Here is a 15,451-nt window from a genome sequence, read left to right on the forward strand (position 1 = left end):
GCCCAGCCGTCTCTCCTTACGGAGCTGGGCGGGAGGCCCGGAGATGGTGACGAAAGGTCAGCGAAAGAGAGCTGGCAACACTGTCCCGGGGCGTGCGGATCCGTCGTGTGCGCGGTCCGTGCACCATCACTTCGAGCTGGGCGGGTGGCGCGAAGTCAACATCGTGGTCCGATTCTGGAGCGTGGCGGCTGTTTGCGTAGCGATCGGTGGGGCTTGTTCTCCTCGAATTTTCTGGCGGTCGCCGGATAGTCCGCGAAGTGGGGCGGCGGGGCTGGGTGAGGTGGCCGAGGTGACGTCGCGGATCCGGCGGCGGACCGGCATCGCCCGGCGTCACGTCGCAGAGGTAGGGTCGGAGCCCGCCCGGGCCATGCGGCGCAGACGGGTGTTGGGTGAAGGTCGCTACGAGCTGCGACGGGCGGGCCTCGACCGGCGGATGGAAACGGTTCGGCTGCAGCCTCTGGTGTGAGGCCGGCCTACTACCGCTGCGGGTAGTGGTCGATCAACGTGCTTTTCGGCAGGCGCTGAGCGGGCAGGCCGAGAAGGTGATCATCCTCGGTGCGCAGAATGCGGGCGGCGGCGTCGCGCGAGGTGCGACGGACTTTGCCGCGCCGGGTCGATGGCTGGTGTCGAGTGGTGTGTCGGCGCTTCAGGTTGTCAAGAAGATGGTTACGCATGTGTGCCTCCCCGATGGCATTGGCCGGTGCCGGTGCTTCCTGCCCGGTAACCGACCTACGTATCTCTTGTTGTGCTGTGGGCCGAATGCTTTCCTCCCGCCGGCGAACAATGTGGATTTTCATCCTTGATGATTCAGGGCGAAAGCGCTGCCCCATTCGCCGCAGTGAAGATCAACTTTGCGGCGGTCGCGTCGACTGCATTGCTGTGACCTGTTGCTTTCCCGCGGGTGTGATCCTGGCAACGGGAGGCCTGCATCGCGCGGTTTGTGGGGCACGGTCGCGATGATGCGGAGTCTCGACATTGGTCTGTGCGTCTCCGGCGGTGGGTCTTCGGCCAGGGCCTGGGCTGCGGCGTTCGGCAGGCCGGTGGGTTGTGGCTCCTCGACATCACCTTTCGGGGTTGGCTAGCGCAACTGTCGGGGCAATGCGCTCCCAACCATCGAACTTCACGTTCCCCTTACGGGCATGCCCGTCGTCGGGGAGCGGTTGGACTCCGTGCTTGTCGAGCTGTGCTGATCCGATGGTCGGGTCTGCGGGACGTGTGGGCTTCGTTCTTGGTGGAGGGTGCCCGTTGGACTGTGGGCCTGGATGCTGGCGAAAGGTTGCCGAAAGGGGGCTGGACAGACTGCTTGGTGGCATGCGGAACTTCCGCGTGGCTGTCCGAGGGGGACTCCTATGAAGCTCAGGAAACTGGCAGTTGCTGGGGCCGTGGTCGGCGCCTCGATCATCGGTGCCTTAGTTGTTGCCGCCGGCCCGGCGGCGGCAAGCGGCTCCAACACGGTGTTCATTGGCGGCGGCACTATCGGTGGCTCGACCGGGAGTAACAGGTCGACCGTCGGCGAAGGAGGAGATCAAGGAAACGGCGGGATGAGCGGCGGGTTCGGCGGCTTCGGTCGCACCGACGTGATCTCGGTCAGCGGGTCGAGTGGCGGTGGCTGGAGCGGTAACGGAGTCGCCTAGCCGCCGAGAGCGCGGCCGATGGCGGTCGGCTCGAGCGCGGCGGGGGGACCTGCACTCTCTGACAGTTGGGCGGAAGCCGGCAGGAGTCGTTCGTTGCGGGTGCACCCGGTCAGGGTTGCGAATCCGGTCCTTTGACCTGAAGCGCGATTGAGCTTGCAAGGTGGCCGCCGACGTGGTGCAGGCCATCCTCGTCCTGCACCACGTCGAGTCACCGCGTGACGAAGGATGAAACGGCCTAGTGGATGTCGGCTCGGCTGCGCTCGATGTCCTGGCGCGGTCGGCTGCGAGTGCGCTCACCGGACACCGACCGGGTGAGGACACCGAGTGCGAGCAGGGCGAGCGCCGGCAGCACGGCGACGATGATGCCCATCGGCAAGGCGTCGGTGGCGCCACCCGCGCCGGCCAGCGGAGCAAGTGCCCCGCCGATCATGAACTGGCTGAAGCCGAGCAGTGCGGCGGCCGACCCGGCGTGTCTGCCGTGGTCGGCCAGGGCCTGGGCCGCGGCGTTCGGCATGACCAGGCCTACGCTGGCGACCAGGACGAACAGGCCGATCAGGAGCGCGGGCAGGGGTGCCCGGGTCAACACCGCGGCCAGGACCGTGGTGCCACCGGCTGTCGCGCTCAGCAGACCGGCGAGCAGCAGCACGCGAGCGCCGGCCCGGGCCACCAGCCGGCCGCTGATCTGGGCGGCCGCGATGAGTCCGGCGGCGTTGACGGCGAACACGGCGCTGTACTGCTGCGGCGACAGACCGTGGATTTCCTGCAGGACGAACGGCGAGCCGGAGATGTAGGCGAACATCGCCGCGAAGACCAGGCCGTTGGCCAGGACGTACCCGGTGAAGACGCGGTCGCTGAGCAGCTGCCGGAAGACAGTCAGCAGCGGTTGGCGTGGAGCGGAGGACCGGGTCTCCGGCAGTCCTGCGGCGGAGGCCGCCAGCATCACGGCGCCGAGTGCGGCCAGGGCCACGAAGATTCCCGGCCAGGCCGTGACGCGCAGGAGCTGTCCGCCGAGGACCGGCGCGAACACCGGCGCCAGGCCGGTGATCAAGGTCAGTGCGGAGAAGAGACGTGCGGTGCGGGCGCCGGAGGTGCGGTCGCGGACCATGGCGTTGGCGATGACGATGCCGAACGCCCCGCCGATCCCTTGGACCAGGCGCAGGCCGACGAAGGTCCAGACGTCGGGCGCCACCGCGCAGAGCGCGCTGGCGATCGTGTAGAGCGCGAGGCCCGCCAGCAACGGACGCCGCCGGCCGTAGGTGTCGCTCAGCGGCCCGGCGATCAGCTGTCCGATCGCCAGCCCGGCCAGGCAGGCGGTGATGGTGAGCTGGGTGGCCGCGGCGTTGGCGCGCAAATCGCCGGCGAGGGCCGGCAGTCCGGGCAGGTAGCTGTCGATAGACAATGGTCCCAAGGCCACGAGCGCAGCGAGCAGGACGATGAATCGGGTTTGCCGGCCGGCGGTGTCGTTGCTCATGGCTCAGTACGCCACGGTGATGCGGCGGCGGATCGCGGTGCCGCTTTCGATCGTGTCGGCCAAGGCGATCGCGTAGTCGGCGTACGAGATGCGGCTGTTGCCGTCGTCATCGGTGAGCAGAGTGTCCCCGGCGCTGCGGTAGGCCCCGGTCCGCTCGCCCGCTGCGATGATTGCCGCGGGCGACACGTACGTCCACTCGAGATCGTGCACGCCGCGGTAGAGGTCGAGCGCTTCGGACTGGGCCTCGGCGTTGGCTTTCCACAGTGCGGGGAAGTCCGGGTCGTCCATGACCCGGGCGCCCGTCGGCGTGCGTAGGCTGCCGGCACCGCCGATGGTGACCAGGCGGCTGACGCCGGCTCGGCGGAGTCCGTCGATCAGCGCACGGGCGGCACCGACGATCGTGGCGCGGTCGTTCTCCTGGCCGATCCGGGGCCCGACGGCCGACAGTACGGCGTCGTGGGAGGCGGCGAGGTAGGCGACCGTCGCGGGGTCGGTGACGTCACCGGAGGTCACGGTCAAGGCCTTGTGCTTGAGTCCGTCGAAGCGGCCAGCGCGGGTGACCGCGGTGACGGTGTGGCCGCGACGCAGGAGTTCTTCGAGGGTGGGCCGGCCGATGTTGCCGCTGGCACCAAACAGGACGATCTTCATGTGTTACTCCTTGTTTCTGCTGGTCAGAGGACGGGCTGACCGTCGGCGACGAGGGCCGCGGTGCTGCCGCGCTCGTCGGCGGACTCGACGCTAGACCGAGCTTGTTGAGAAAGTCAACAAGAGAGTTTTGAATCTCAACGTTGCGAGGTAGGGTGCTGGCATGCGCACCTACGGGCAGTACTGCGGCATCGCGAAAGCACTGGACACCATCGGCGACCGGTGGACCCTCCTGATCGTCCGCGAACTGCTCGCCCTGGGTCCGTGCCGGCACACCGACCTGCGCAAAGGGCTGCCCGGGATCGCCAGCAACCTGCTGGTCGACCGGCTCCGCGAACTCGAGCAAGCCGGCCTGATCCACCGCGAGGCCGCCCCGCCGCCGGTAGCCACCACCCTGTTCTCCCTCACCGAGCGTGGCCGCGCGCTCGAGCCGGTGCTGCAGGAACTGAGCCGGTGGGGCGTGCCGCTGTTGCGTGAGCCGGGCAGCAACGACACCTTCCGCACCCACTGGCTGGACATGCCCGCCCGGGCACTGACCGACCATCGCCCCGACGAGCCGGCAATCGCCCTGCAACTGCACGCCGACGGCAACGAAGACCTGGTCATCGAAGTCAAGGACGGCTCGGTGCACACCCACGCCGGCCGGGTCGACCACCCCACCGCGTCGCTGACCGGACCGCCGCACCTCCTGGCCGCCACCCTGCTCGGCGAGCTCGACCCGAGCGCCGCAGTGCAGCAAGGCCTGCGGCTCAGCGGCGACCACGAGGCGATAACGCGCATCCTGCCCCGCTGAAGCGGCCAGCCAGCCGTCCGCGAGACTGCGACGAGGTTGCTGGCATTTGGCAAGATCGTGCCCCGTGACCGACGATGCTGAGATGTCCCACACGCGTGGCGTTTGTGGGAATGCCGTCCGTAATTCGGATCTCGTTGCGGCTCGCTCGTGAGGGCAGTCATCGTCGCGGCCGCAGTCGCTTTCATCGTCTCCCTGTTCGGCACACCGGTGGCGATCCGGGTTTTCTCCGCGCTCAAGGCCGGACAACCGATCCGCTCTCTCGGGCTCGCCTCGAACGAAGGCAAGAAGGGCACCCCGGCGATGGGGGGCGTCGTGTTCATCGTGGCGACCCTCATCGCGTACGTCGCCGGCCACCTGGCGCTGACCACGCTGCCCGAGCGGCAGATCGCCCAGGAAAAGCCGACCATGACTGCCCTCGTCCTGCTCGGACTGTTTGTCTTCTGCGGCGCGGTCGGGTTCGTCGACGACTTCCTGAAGGTGCGCAAGCGCAACTCGGACGGCCTGTCCGCCAAAGCGAAACTGCTCGGCCAAGCGATCATCGGCACCGGCTTCGGCATTGCTGCCCTTGCTGTGGCGAGCACCAACGGTCAGACCGTGGCCAGCGAGCACATCTCCTTCATTCGAGACATCAGCCTCCTGGATGTTGGCAAGGTCGGCTCGGTACTCATGTTCGTCTTCGTGATCACGGCGATGTCGAACGGCGTGAACCTCACCGACGGCCTCGACGGCCTGGCCACCGGCGCATCGACGTTGGTCCTGGGCGCTTACGCGCTGATCGGGTACTGGCAATACCGGCACTGGTGCGCGGACGAGACGTACGCCCGCGCGAGCACCTACTGCTATGAGGTCCGCGATCCTCTCGAGATCGCCATGATCGCGGCGGCGGCTGCCAGCGCTTGTGTGGGCTTCCTGTGGTGGAACACTTCCCCGGCGCGGATCTTCATGGGCGACGTGGGAGCGCTCGGGCTCGGGGCCCTGATCGGCGGACTCGCGGTGGCAACCCGCACCACGCTGCTGTCGATTCTGATCGGCGGACTCTTCTTCATCATCACGGTCACCTGGGTCATCCAGATCGTCTCGTTCAAGACGACCGGCAGGCGGGTCTTCCGCATGGTGCCGCTGCATCATCACTACGAGCTGGCCGGTTGGAGCGAGGTCAACATCGTGGTCCGGTTCTGGATCGTGGCGGCGGTCTGCGTGGCCGTAGGCCTGGGCCTGTTCTACTCAGATTTTCTGGCAGCCGTGGGATAGGCGGCGGTAAGGGTCTCCAGCCCGCGGCCGGCGGAGGAAAGGTTGCAGCTGCGCCTCTCCTTGAACGTCAGCCGCCCGGGCAGGTGTGTCGTCCGCCGCTGTAGGCCACGCAGGTGTTCTCCGGAATTGGTTCAGCTTCTTCGTCCGGGACGAATGCTCGGAGGCCGCACCCGATCGAGACGATCGCCAGTGCTGCGACGAGCGCGACGCGGAGACCGCTGACAGGTCCGCGCCGGGCGGCGAGGACGAGGACGATGATGGCGAGTGTGCTGAAGACGCCGACGAATCCGGCCATCATCCGGTCCGGCTCGATGTCGCCGAAGCCGTCCGGCAGCAGGCCGACGAGGAGGGCCGGGCTCACCAGCAGCACGGTTGCCGCTCCGACGACCGCGATTCCCCCGCAGAGCACAGCGGCTATGGCGAGGTCTGAGCCCCTGTCCCGTTCGGTCATGTGGGCTCTCCTGCTCTGTTCGGTCGAAGCGCACAGTTGGCGTCTGTGGTCGTGGCACTGATGTGGATCTTTATCTTTGACCAATCGGCGCGTGGTCGCTGCCCCGTCGGCCACCGCGGCGATCGACAAGGTGGCTGATGCGTCGAGGCGGCGCGCCGGTTCGGCCGGCGTGTGCGATCACTGGGCAGGGTTCAACGCCGAGGAGTGGGCACGCTACATTCCTGAACTGCCCTACCAGTCAACCTGCTGACCAGGGCCAGGAGGGTGCTGTGCGGTACGGGGTGACAGGCCACCGGGTGCTTCCGGCGGGTATTGCTGACTGCGCGGTGGCGCACTGGCGTCGAGTGTTGCCCGCCGGGTCTGCTCTGGTGGGGGTGTCGTGTCTTGCCGAGGGCGCTGATCAGTTGTTTGCGGCTTTCGTCCTGGCGGCCGGGGGCAGGCTCGAGGCGGTGCTGCCGTGGGCGGGCTACGCCGATTCGCTGACGGGGGATGGCAGTCGGGCTCGGTTTGACGATCTGGTTCGTCCGGCGACGACCGTGCTCACCATGCCGGATGCCACACCACGCGAGCGGGGCTTCCTTGCCGCCGGTCAGACGTTGGTGGATCGCTGCGATCATCTGTTTGCCGTGTGGGACGGGCAGCCTGCGCGGGGTGTGGGCGGAACTGCGGACGTCGTCGCCTATGCGAAGCAGCGCGGCTGCCCGGTCACCGTGCTGTGGATCGATGGGGTCCGGAGGGCCTAGACAGCGGGGATTTCGAGATCGGCGAAGATGCGCCGGGCCTGATCGGCGTGTGGCTGGGCCTGGTCGTGGTCGCCGGTGTCGGTCAGAGCTGCGGCGATGCCGTCGTGGGCTCGGGCCCGCTCGTAGCGGTCGCCGATCTCCTCGGCCAGGGCCAGAGCCTGGCCGTGCTGGGTGCGGGCTTCGGTGGGGTCACCGGCCGCGCGGAGGACTTGGCCGAGGTCGTTGAGGGCTTCTGCCTCGCTGACCCGGTCGCCGATCCGCCGGTGGAGGACGAGGGCGCGGCCCAGCTGGTCGGCGGCGTCGGTGAGGCGGCCTTGGCGGGCGTGCACCGCGGCCAGGTCGGTGCGGGCGTACGCCTCGGCGGTCCGGTCGCCGCTGCCGCGGATGGTGGCGAGGCTGCGCTCGAGGTGTTGGGCGGCGTGGTCGAGCAGGGTGGATGACGATGAGCTGTGGGGCAGGCGGGCGAGCAGGGACAGCGCGTACGCCTCGCTGTAGCGGTCGCCGCGCGCGGTGAACAGCTCGAGGGCGGATTGGAACCGCTGCGCTGCTTCGGAGTGTGAGCCGAGCCGGGTGTCGACTAGGCCCAGGCTGACCAGGGCGTCGGCCTGGCCGGCGTCGTCGTCGAGGTCGCGGTACGCCGTCCAGGCGCGCCGGTAGTGTTCCGCGGCCTGGCGGTAGTCGCCTCGGCGCCAGTCGACGCTGCCCAGGTTGCGGAGCACCAGGGCTTCGGCGGCGCGGTCGCCGAGCTCCGTGTAGAGGGTCAGCGCCTGCTGGTAGGTCTCCAGGGCTTCGGGAAGCCGGCCCTGTCGCCGGTGGAGCCGGCCGAGGTGGGCCAGTGCCCGTGCTTGGGCGTCGCGGTCGCCGATGGCTCGGGCCGCGGTGACGGCGCAGGCAGTGACTGTCGCCGCCTCGGCTACCGGGCCGCCCGCGTCGAGGTAACGGAACAGGGTCGCGGCGAGGTCGATGGTGTGCTGGTGCCAGCCGTGCGCCGCGCCGTACGTGCAGATGGCGGCGAGGTTGGGGCGTTCCGCTTCGATCCAGGCGCGGGCCGCGTCGGGGTTGCCGGCTGCCCCGGCCTCGCCGGGGTAGAGCGTGCTCATCGCCGTGCTGGAGCCGGCTAGGTAATGGTCGAACAGCCGGGTGAGGGCGGCGCGTCGGTCCGGCTCGCCGTCGTGGTCGGTGGCGAGTTCCGCAGCGTACGCGCGGAGCAGGTCGTGCATGCCGTAGCGGCTGCCGGGGGCGGCCTGAACCAGGCTGGCTCGGGACAGCGTGCCGAGGAGTCGCCGGGTTTCGGCGGTGCCGGTGCCGATCATTGCCGCTACGGCGTCGACGTGCACGGTCTCGCCCGGATGTAGTCCGAAGAGGCGGAATGCCCGGGCCGCGGCGGCGGGGAGGTGCTGGTACGACCAGGAGAACACCGCTCGGACTTCGGCGTGGGGGTCGCCGCCGGCGTCCAGCAGGTCGAGCCGGTTCTGGTGGTCGCTGAGCTCGGCGACCAGGTCGGCCAGGGGCACGTCGGTGCGGTCGGCGGCCAGTTCGGCGGCGATGCGCAGGGCCAGCGGCAGCCGGGCGCAGGCCGTGGACAGGGCCGCCGCGGCGGTGGGTTCGCGGTCTACCCGGGGGCCGATGAGCTTGCGGAGCAGCCCGATGGCGTCCGGGTCCGGGAGCAGGTCCAGGTTGACGCGTTCGGCGCCGTGGACGGCGACCACGCTGGGCAACGAGTCCCGGCTGGTGATCAGCACCAGGCAGGAGCCGGTGCCGGGCAGCAGTGGCCGGATCTGTTCGACCGAGGCCGCGTTGTCGAGCAGGATGAGCATCCGCCGCCCGGTGAGCTCGGACCGGTATCGGCCGGCGCGTTCGTCGGTTCCGGGCGGGAGCTCCGGCCCGCGGACGCCCAGCGCGGTGAGGAACCCGGCCAGCGCATCCGCCACCGACACGGGCTGTTCGGCGTCGTAGCCACGCAGATTGACGTAGAGCTGGCCGTCGGGGAAGGCGTCTCGGACGCGGTACGCCCACCGGACGGCGAGGGCGGACTTGCCCACCCCGGCAGTGCCGGACAGCAGGGCGACGGTGAGCGGCGGTTCGTCCCCGGCTGTCGGTGCCAGCAGTCTGTCCAGCGCGGTGAGTTCCTTGGTGCGCCCGGTGAAAGCTCGGACGTCAGCCGGCAACTGGCTGGGCACCGCCGCCGGGGTGGCTGGTGCGGTGGCTGACGCCGGTGTCGCGGTCAGTGCGGGGTCGGCGGCGAGGATCTGCTGGTGCAGTTGGCGCAGCGCGACGCTCGGGTCGCTGCCGAGCTCGTCGGCCAGGCTGTGCCGGATGCGCCGGTACAGCTGGTCGGCGTCGGCTTGCCGGCCGCACCGGTAGAGGGCGAGCATGGCCTGTCCGGTCAGCCGTTCGTCCAGCGGGTGCTCGGCGACGGCGGCGGTGAGGGCGGGGAGCAGTTCGCCGTGCCGGCCTAGCCGGAGGAGAACGTCGTTGCGGTCCAGCTCAGCGGCGAGGCGTTCGCCGAGCAACGTACGCCGTAGGGCGGCCAGCCAGGGCGTGTCCAGCCCGGTGAACGGGTCGCCGCGCCACAGGTCCAGCGCCTGCCCGATCAGCTCGGCGGCCGACCGATCCGAGGTCGCTGCCCGGGCCAGTGCCGTCAGTGTGCGGAACCGGTGCAGGTCGACCGTCTGCGGGTCCACTGTGAGGAGATAGCCGCCCGGTTCTCGCCGGATGTCGGCGCCTGCCGCGGTCAGGGCACGGCGCAAGCGGGACAGGTAGCTGTAGAGCGCGTTCGTGGCCCGTTGTGGTGGCTCCTCGCCCCACACCCGGTCGATGAGCTGGTCCACGGTGACCCGGCGGCCGGCCTCCACGAGGAGCACACCCAGGACATTTCGCTGCCGAGCGTGCCCCAGGTCGGCGAGCTGCCCGTCGATCCGAGCCTCCACCGGGCCGAGCACCCCGAACTCCGCCGCCAACTGCCCTCCGCACGACTGTCATCTGACCAGGGGATTCAAGAAATCCCCAAGGACCGACAAGAGTCTCGCATGCTCCGTACAAGATCCAGCAATGAGTATTGACCTCGTTGTCGGGGGGATAGGTCGCCCTCGCCCGGTTACGCATGCGTACGGGGGAATCGGGACGCCATGGTCACGAGGCGATGGGCGACCTACCCGGCAACAGCCAAATTTCGGGGCGATCCGACCTCGACAACTGACCGCGGGTCACACCGCGGCGGTCAGTCGGCTCAACGCCACCTCCAGCCGCTTGGGGTCTTGGGCGAAGCAGACGCGGTAATAGCCTTCGAAGCCGGGACCGAACGCTGTGCCCGGGGCGATGCCCACCCCGGCGCGACGGACGATGTCCTCGGCGTACGCAAGGGGGTTCTCCGCTGCACCCTCGATCCGGAAGAACGAATAGAACGACGCGGGAACCTCCGGGGCCATGATGCGGTCGTGGCCCTTGAAAGCATCCGCGACAGTCTGTGCGCCGAGGGTGCACCGGGCCCGCATCTCGGTGACGAACGGTTCGCCGTGCTGGATGGCCGCGACTCCGGCGTGCTGGATGAAGGTCGCCGAGCCGGTGCTGTTGATGGCGCTGAGGTTGCCGACCTGATGGACCAGGCCGGCCGGGTGGACCAGCCAGCCCAGCCGCCAGCCCGTCATCGACCAGGTCTTGGAGAAGCTCTGCACCACGAACAGGGCGTCGTCGTCCTCGGCGACCTCCAGAAACGAGGGCGTGGCGACCGAGCCGTCGTAGACGATCCGGTTGTAGACCTCGTCCGCGATCACCCAGGTGTGCTTCCTCCGGGCGAGGGCGAGCAGGTCGCGCTGCTCATCCGCGGTCATGGTCCAGCCGGTCGGGTTGTTCGGGGTCGCCACGAAGATGGCCCGGGTCCGGTCGTCACATTCGGCCTCGACCCGGTTGAGGTCCAGGGACCACACTCCGGCGTCGGCCTCCAGCGCGACGAACCGAACGGTGGCCCCCATCGACTCCACGGCGATGACGATGTTCGGCCAGATCGGCGCCACGACCACCACGTTGTCGCCGGGCTCCACCAGGCATTGCAGCGAGATCATGATGGAGGTCATCCCGGAGGACGTGGCCGAGATCCGGTCCGGGGCGAGCTCGAGGCTGTGCGTACGGCGGTGGTAGTCCTGAATGGCTTGCCGCAGCGGCGCGATGCCACGGCGGTCGGCGTAGGTGGTTTTGCCCTGGGCCATGGCGAGCTCCGCGGCCTCTCGGACGACGGCCGGCGTGGGTAGGTCCGACTCCCCGAAGCACAGGCTGATGGCGTCGGGGTATTCCTGGCAGAGCCGAGCGATGTGCACGATCTCCTGGGTGCGCATGTGTGCGAGGGCGGCACGGAAGGGCGGTGTCATGGGGACTCCTCAGTGGTCAGCGGACCCGCGGCAACCGGATCCAGGGCCACGGGTTGGCCGTCTCGCCGATCGGCACCTCGATCACCGTCGGCGTGTGGGGGCGGGTGAACGCCTGTGCGATCTCGGCGCACAGCTCGTCGGGGTCGTGGGCACGGACGCCGACCGCACCGAAGGCCTCGGCGAGCCGGACGAAGTCGGGGTTGCGCAGTGCGGTGGCGACCGTCGTGGGCATGAACTTGCGCTGGGACCGCTCGACGTTGGTGAAGGAGTTGTCGTTGAAGATGACGGCGACGACGCCGATGCCGTGCTGGACCGCGGTCGCCAACTCCGCCGCCGTGAACAGGAAGCCGCCGTCGCCGGAAATGGACACCACCGCGCGGTCCGGGTGGGCGATCTTGACGCCGAGCGACGTGGCGAAGCCGAAGCCGAGGGCGCCGTGATAGGTCGGCAGCACATACGTGGCGGGCTGCCGGACCGGGAACATGAGGCGGGCGACGTAGCCGACCTGGGTCATCTCGTCGACGAAGAAGCCGTCGTCCGGCAGCGCCCGGCGAATCGCGTGCAGGAAGTCGACCTGCGGCGTCAGTTTTGCCAGCTCGGCGTCCACACTGCGGCGGGCCTCGGCCACCTCAGCCCACCAGTGCTGCCGGTCTGGCACCGGGCTGAGCCCGTCCACCAGCGCGCGCAGCGTCGGTGCTGCGTCGCCGACCAGCGCCACTGCCGGGGCGGCCACCCGGTTGATCTCGGCCTCGTCCAGGTCGACCCGGATGACCTGCAGGCCGTCCACACCCCACTCGACCTGCGGCCGGTAGAGCCGGGTGCCCACCGCCAGGACGACGTCGGCCTGCGGCCACAGTCGATGCGCCACGGGCAGGGCGATCGACAGCTCGTGATCGTCGCTGACGATGCCGCGGCCGCCCAGCTCGGTGGTGACCGGCGCCCGCAGCAGTTCCGCCAGCTCGGTCACCTCGGCCACCGCAGCCCGCGCACCGCTGCCCACGAAGATGATCGGCGTCCGGGCGCCGGCCAGCGCCGCCCGGGCCGTCTCGATCGCCTCCGCGGCGGGCGGCTCCGGCAGCGGCGGCGGCAGCCACGACTCGGGTGCGGCGACCTCCGCACCCAGGACGTCGGCCGGGATTTCGATGGCGAGCGGTCGGGGCCGGCGGTGGTGCAGCCGGTGAAACGCCTCGTCGAGCACGCCGGCGACGCCATCGGGCTTCTCGACCCGGGCCGCCCAGCCGGTGAGGGTCCGCAACACGCCCAGCTGGTCCGGCATCTCGTGCGGGACGCCCAGCTCCCGGTCCAGCAGGCCGGTCGGGAGCTGACCCGCAAGGCACACCACCCGCGCGTCACCCGCGTACGCCGTGGACAGGCCCACCGCCGAGTTGAGCACCCCCGGGCCGGAGATGACGGTGTAGACGGCGATCCGGCTGGTGGAACGGGCGTAGCCGTACGCCATCAACGCCGCGCCCTGCTCGTGCCGGGCGTGCACCACCCGGATGCCGCTGCGGGCCAGCGCCCCGAACAGCGGGTCCAGCTGCTCGCCCGGCACGGTGAAGACGACCTCGACGCCCTCGGCGACCAGGCGGGCGACCACCTGTTCGGCGACGTTCACGAGGCGGCCAGCGCTTGGTCCTCGGCGTCGATGAACTTGAGCAGCTCGGCCACTGGCACGGCCCGCTCAGGGCCGTGGCTGCGTACGAACCGCTTCTCCCGGCGCAGATAGTCGGAGAAGAAGTCGATGCGTTTCGCGAAGAAGCGTTCGAAGGTGGTCGGGTCGTCGAACTCCTCGTCGATGATGAACAGCCGGCCGGTCAGCCCGAGCAGCTCCAGCATGTAGTCGGTGACCGGGCCGACGGACGCCTCGGACCGGCCGCTGACGTGGTAGATGTCCTGCCGCGGCTCGACCAGTTCGTCCCGGACGATGGCGCGGGCGTCCGCCACCACGTGGTCGACCGGGATGAACGAGATGCGGGTGCTGCGGTCCGCCGTGTAACGCACCGACTCGTCGGAGTCGCCGAGCATGTCCTTGAAGCGGCGCAGCTCGCTGAGGTAGCCGTACAGGCCGGTGTAGCTGCCGCTGGGCCGGTAGTCGTGCGAGGACCCCACGATGACCGAGGGGCGCAGGATCAGTCGCCGCGGCCCGTCGGACTCGGCGACCAGGTGCTCCGCGGCGCACTTGCTTTCTTCGTAGACATTGCTGAAGGCAGGCGGCCGGTGCAGCTCCTCGGGGATGTCACCCTGGACCGCACCGCAGGTGTACGCCGTGGAGACGTACACGAAAAGGTCGGCGCCGGTGCTCGCCGCGAGGTCCAAAGCGTGCCGGGTGCCGTCGACATTGGTGCGGAAGACCTGTTCCCGTTGTCCCCGTCGCCATTGCAGCGAAGCGGCGAGGTGCCAGAAGACCCGGGGACCGGCGCCGGGCGGCACCGCGCCGGGGTCGACGCCGCAGGCCGGCTCGGTGAGCTCCGACTCCACCACGATCAGCCGGTCGGGGTCGAGCTCGCCCCCGGCCAGTTTGAGGGCCGTCTCGACCCGGTCGGTGGCAGTGTGCTCCGCGTCGCCGCGGGCCAGGGCGTACACCTTGCTGGTCGTGTCGTCGGCGAGCAGGTCGGCCAGCAGGTGACTGCCGACGAAGCCGGTCGCGCCGGTCAGAATGTGCTCGGTCATGTCAGATCGCCCGTTCGACTGCGCGGGCCAGGTCGGCCGCGGATCGGGTTTCGATGTCGTCGGTCTGCGCCACCCGCAGGTCTTTGATGCGTGCCGTCTTCCAGCTGACCCAGCCACCCGTCGCGCTCTTCAGATCGAGGAGCGGGTGGATGCGCACCTCGACGGGCACGCCGAACGCGGCGGTCAGCCGGCCGGCGACCAGCGCCTTGAGCCGGGACTGGTCGGCGCCCTCCTTGGCCTTGACCCGGACGAGCAGGCGGTCCGCGCCGTCCGTGGCGTGCACCTCGATGTCGTACCCGTAGATCAGGTCGGGATCGGCGAGGACGGCGTTGTCGATCTCGGCGGCGCTGCGGCGGATGCCGCCGATCAGGGTCATGTCCTTGACCCGGCCGAGCACCTGGACCGACCGGTGTCCCGCGGCGTCCGGGGTGATCTGCACCAGGTCCCCGGTGCGATACCGGATCAACGGTTTGAGGCCGGGCACCAGCGTGGTGAGGCACAGCTCGCCGTAGCCCTCGAGACCCAGCGACTTGTCCGTGTCCAGGTCGAGGACTTCCAGGAGGTAGGTGGGCTCGATCGCCGCCACCGAGCCGTCGGGTCGGGTGACCGCGGGACAGCCGGCTTCCTGGGAGCCGTACATGAAGTTGTAGCTCTCGGCGTGCCACGTGCCGGAGAGCAGGTCACGCATGCCGTCCGAGCACATCTCACCGGTGGTGAGCAGGACCTTGATGTTCACATCGTCCGGAATCTCCACGCCGTAGGTGGAGCTCATCTCGGCCAGGGCCATGAGCAGGCCGGGCGAGCAGAGGATCATGTTGACCCGCAGCTCCACCAGCACCTCGAAGAACCGGGCGAAGCCGAGCGTCGGGGTGATCGGGAACAGGTCCAGCTTGGCGATGCCGAGCTGCTTCGCCGCAAACGACAGGCTCAGGCAGGCGGCGTGCACGTCGTTGGGGGCGACCACGGCCAGGATGGGCCGCTCGTCGGTGCCGGCAAAATGCTTGCGGACGATGCCGTCGAGGGCGTGGGTCAGCGGCAACACGTTCAGGTCGAAGTCGATCGCCGCCCGCGGGCACGGCGTGGGGCGCCCGGTGGTCCCGGTCGTTTCAAAATAGAACTGCGCTTCGCCTACGGTCCCGCTGAGCATGTCGTGCATGGCCTCGCGGAGATCGTCCTTGGTGGTGAAGGGTAGATCAGCGAGCGCGGCCAGGTCCGGAATCGACAGATCCGCGCCGGCGAGCCGGCGACGATAAAACGGCGACTTTTCGTGTACGTGTGCCAGCACGGTCCGCAGGGCCGAGGTCTGCCACGCGGTGAGCTCCGGCGGAGTCACCTTTCCTTCGTGCCAGCGCGTGATGAATTCCGCCCATGCGGTCGGATTCGCGGAATTGTCATTCATGATCACAATGGGCCAGTCCATTTCATCGCG

The 15,451-nt window shown here is 69.4% G+C and carries 12 protein-coding genes and 1 pseudogene; 4 read left to right on the top strand and 9 right to left on the bottom strand.

From position 1 onward, the window contains the following. Nucleotides 1–118: 118 nt before the first annotated feature. Nucleotides 119–249: pseudogene (locus ACIA1L_RS03140) on the top strand (phospho-N-acetylmuramoyl-pentapeptide-transferase); the annotation flags it as partial. A gap of 227 nt (nt 250–476) precedes the next feature. Here the strand turns inward: ACIA1L_RS03140 and ACIA1L_RS03145 are convergent. The 3 genes from ACIA1L_RS03145 to ACIA1L_RS03155 all read right to left on the bottom strand — a co-directional run bounded on the left by ACIA1L_RS03145 (nt 477) and on the right by ACIA1L_RS03155 (nt 3,753). Next, on the bottom strand, nt 477–674 hold the full coding sequence (locus tag ACIA1L_RS03145) for a hypothetical protein (protein ID WP_396070813.1): 198 nt from the start codon (nt 672–674) through the stop codon (nt 477–479). A gap of 1,195 nt (nt 675–1,869) precedes the next feature. Next, nucleotides 1,870–3,105: a multidrug effflux MFS transporter gene (locus ACIA1L_RS03150; RefSeq protein ID WP_396070814.1), complete on the bottom strand. Its 1,236-nt coding sequence runs from the start codon at nt 3,103–3,105 to the stop codon at nt 1,870–1,872. Nucleotides 3,106–3,108: 3 nt separating this feature from the next. Next, nucleotides 3,109–3,753 carry an NAD(P)-dependent oxidoreductase gene (locus ACIA1L_RS03155; RefSeq protein WP_396070815.1) on the bottom strand — a complete coding sequence of 215 codons (645 nt, stop codon included), beginning with the start codon at nt 3,751–3,753 and terminating at the stop codon, nt 3,109–3,111. Between the two features lie 160 nt (nt 3,754–3,913). Here ACIA1L_RS03155 and ACIA1L_RS03160 point away from each other — a divergent pair, with 160 nt between their 5' ends. Together ACIA1L_RS03160 and mraY are read left to right on the top strand one after the other, a co-directional pair. Then, complete coding sequence (locus ACIA1L_RS03160; protein WP_396070816.1) at nt 3,914–4,543, top strand: winged helix-turn-helix transcriptional regulator; 630 nt, start codon at nt 3,914–3,916, stop codon at nt 4,541–4,543. A 147-nt stretch (nt 4,544–4,690) separates the two neighbouring features. Next, nucleotides 4,691–5,794 (top strand): phospho-N-acetylmuramoyl-pentapeptide-transferase, encoded by a 1,104-nt coding sequence (mraY, locus tag ACIA1L_RS03165; RefSeq protein ID WP_396070817.1) that lies wholly within the window; start codon nt 4,691–4,693, stop codon nt 5,792–5,794. Nucleotides 5,795–5,861: 67 nt separating this feature from the next. Here the strand turns inward: mraY and ACIA1L_RS03170 are convergent, their stop codons facing one another. Continuing rightward, nucleotides 5,862–6,245, bottom strand: a complete 384-nt coding sequence (locus ACIA1L_RS03170; protein WP_396070818.1) for a hypothetical protein — start codon at nt 6,243–6,245, stop codon at nt 5,862–5,864. A 269-nt stretch (nt 6,246–6,514) separates the two neighbouring features. Between ACIA1L_RS03170 and ACIA1L_RS03175 the strand changes: the two genes are divergently transcribed. Beyond that, a complete protein-coding gene (locus tag ACIA1L_RS03175) occupies nt 6,515–6,988 on the top strand; it encodes a hypothetical protein (protein ID WP_396070819.1) in 474 nt (157 codons plus the stop codon). On the opposite strand, the gene ACIA1L_RS03180 is transcribed toward ACIA1L_RS03175, so the two are convergent. The 5 genes from ACIA1L_RS03180 to ACIA1L_RS03200 all read right to left on the bottom strand — a co-directional run bounded on the left by ACIA1L_RS03180 (nt 6,985) and on the right by ACIA1L_RS03200 (nt 15,421). Beyond that, on the bottom strand, nt 6,985–9,948 hold the full coding sequence (locus tag ACIA1L_RS03180; RefSeq protein WP_396070820.1) for a tetratricopeptide repeat protein: 2,964 nt from the start codon (nt 9,946–9,948) through the stop codon (nt 6,985–6,987). The genes ACIA1L_RS03175 and ACIA1L_RS03180 overlap by 4 nt on opposite strands. A 246-nt stretch (nt 9,949–10,194) precedes the next feature. Beyond that, nucleotides 10,195–11,352, bottom strand: coding sequence for a pyridoxal phosphate-dependent aminotransferase (locus ACIA1L_RS03185; protein WP_396070821.1), 1,158 nt, complete (start codon nt 11,350–11,352; stop codon nt 10,195–10,197). Nucleotides 11,353–11,368: 16 nt separating this feature from the next. Then, complete coding sequence (locus ACIA1L_RS03190; RefSeq protein ID WP_396070822.1) at nt 11,369–12,967, bottom strand: thiamine pyrophosphate-dependent enzyme; 1,599 nt, start codon at nt 12,965–12,967, stop codon at nt 11,369–11,371. Beyond that, nucleotides 12,964–14,022: an SDR family oxidoreductase gene (locus ACIA1L_RS03195; RefSeq protein WP_396070823.1), complete on the bottom strand. Its 1,059-nt coding sequence runs from the start codon at nt 14,020–14,022 to the stop codon at nt 12,964–12,966. The genes ACIA1L_RS03190 and ACIA1L_RS03195 overlap by 4 nt, the downstream gene beginning before the upstream one ends. A gap of 1 nt (nt 14,023) precedes the next feature. Next, on the bottom strand, nt 14,024–15,421 hold the full coding sequence (locus tag ACIA1L_RS03200; RefSeq protein WP_396070824.1) for a phenylacetate--CoA ligase family protein: 1,398 nt from the start codon (nt 15,419–15,421) through the stop codon (nt 14,024–14,026). Nucleotides 15,422–15,451: the final 30 nt, after the last annotated feature.

Origin of the sequence: Actinoplanes sp. NPDC051859 (assembly GCF_044452725.1) — a bacterium.
GTDB lineage: Bacteria > Actinomycetota > Actinomycetes > Mycobacteriales > Micromonosporaceae > Actinoplanes.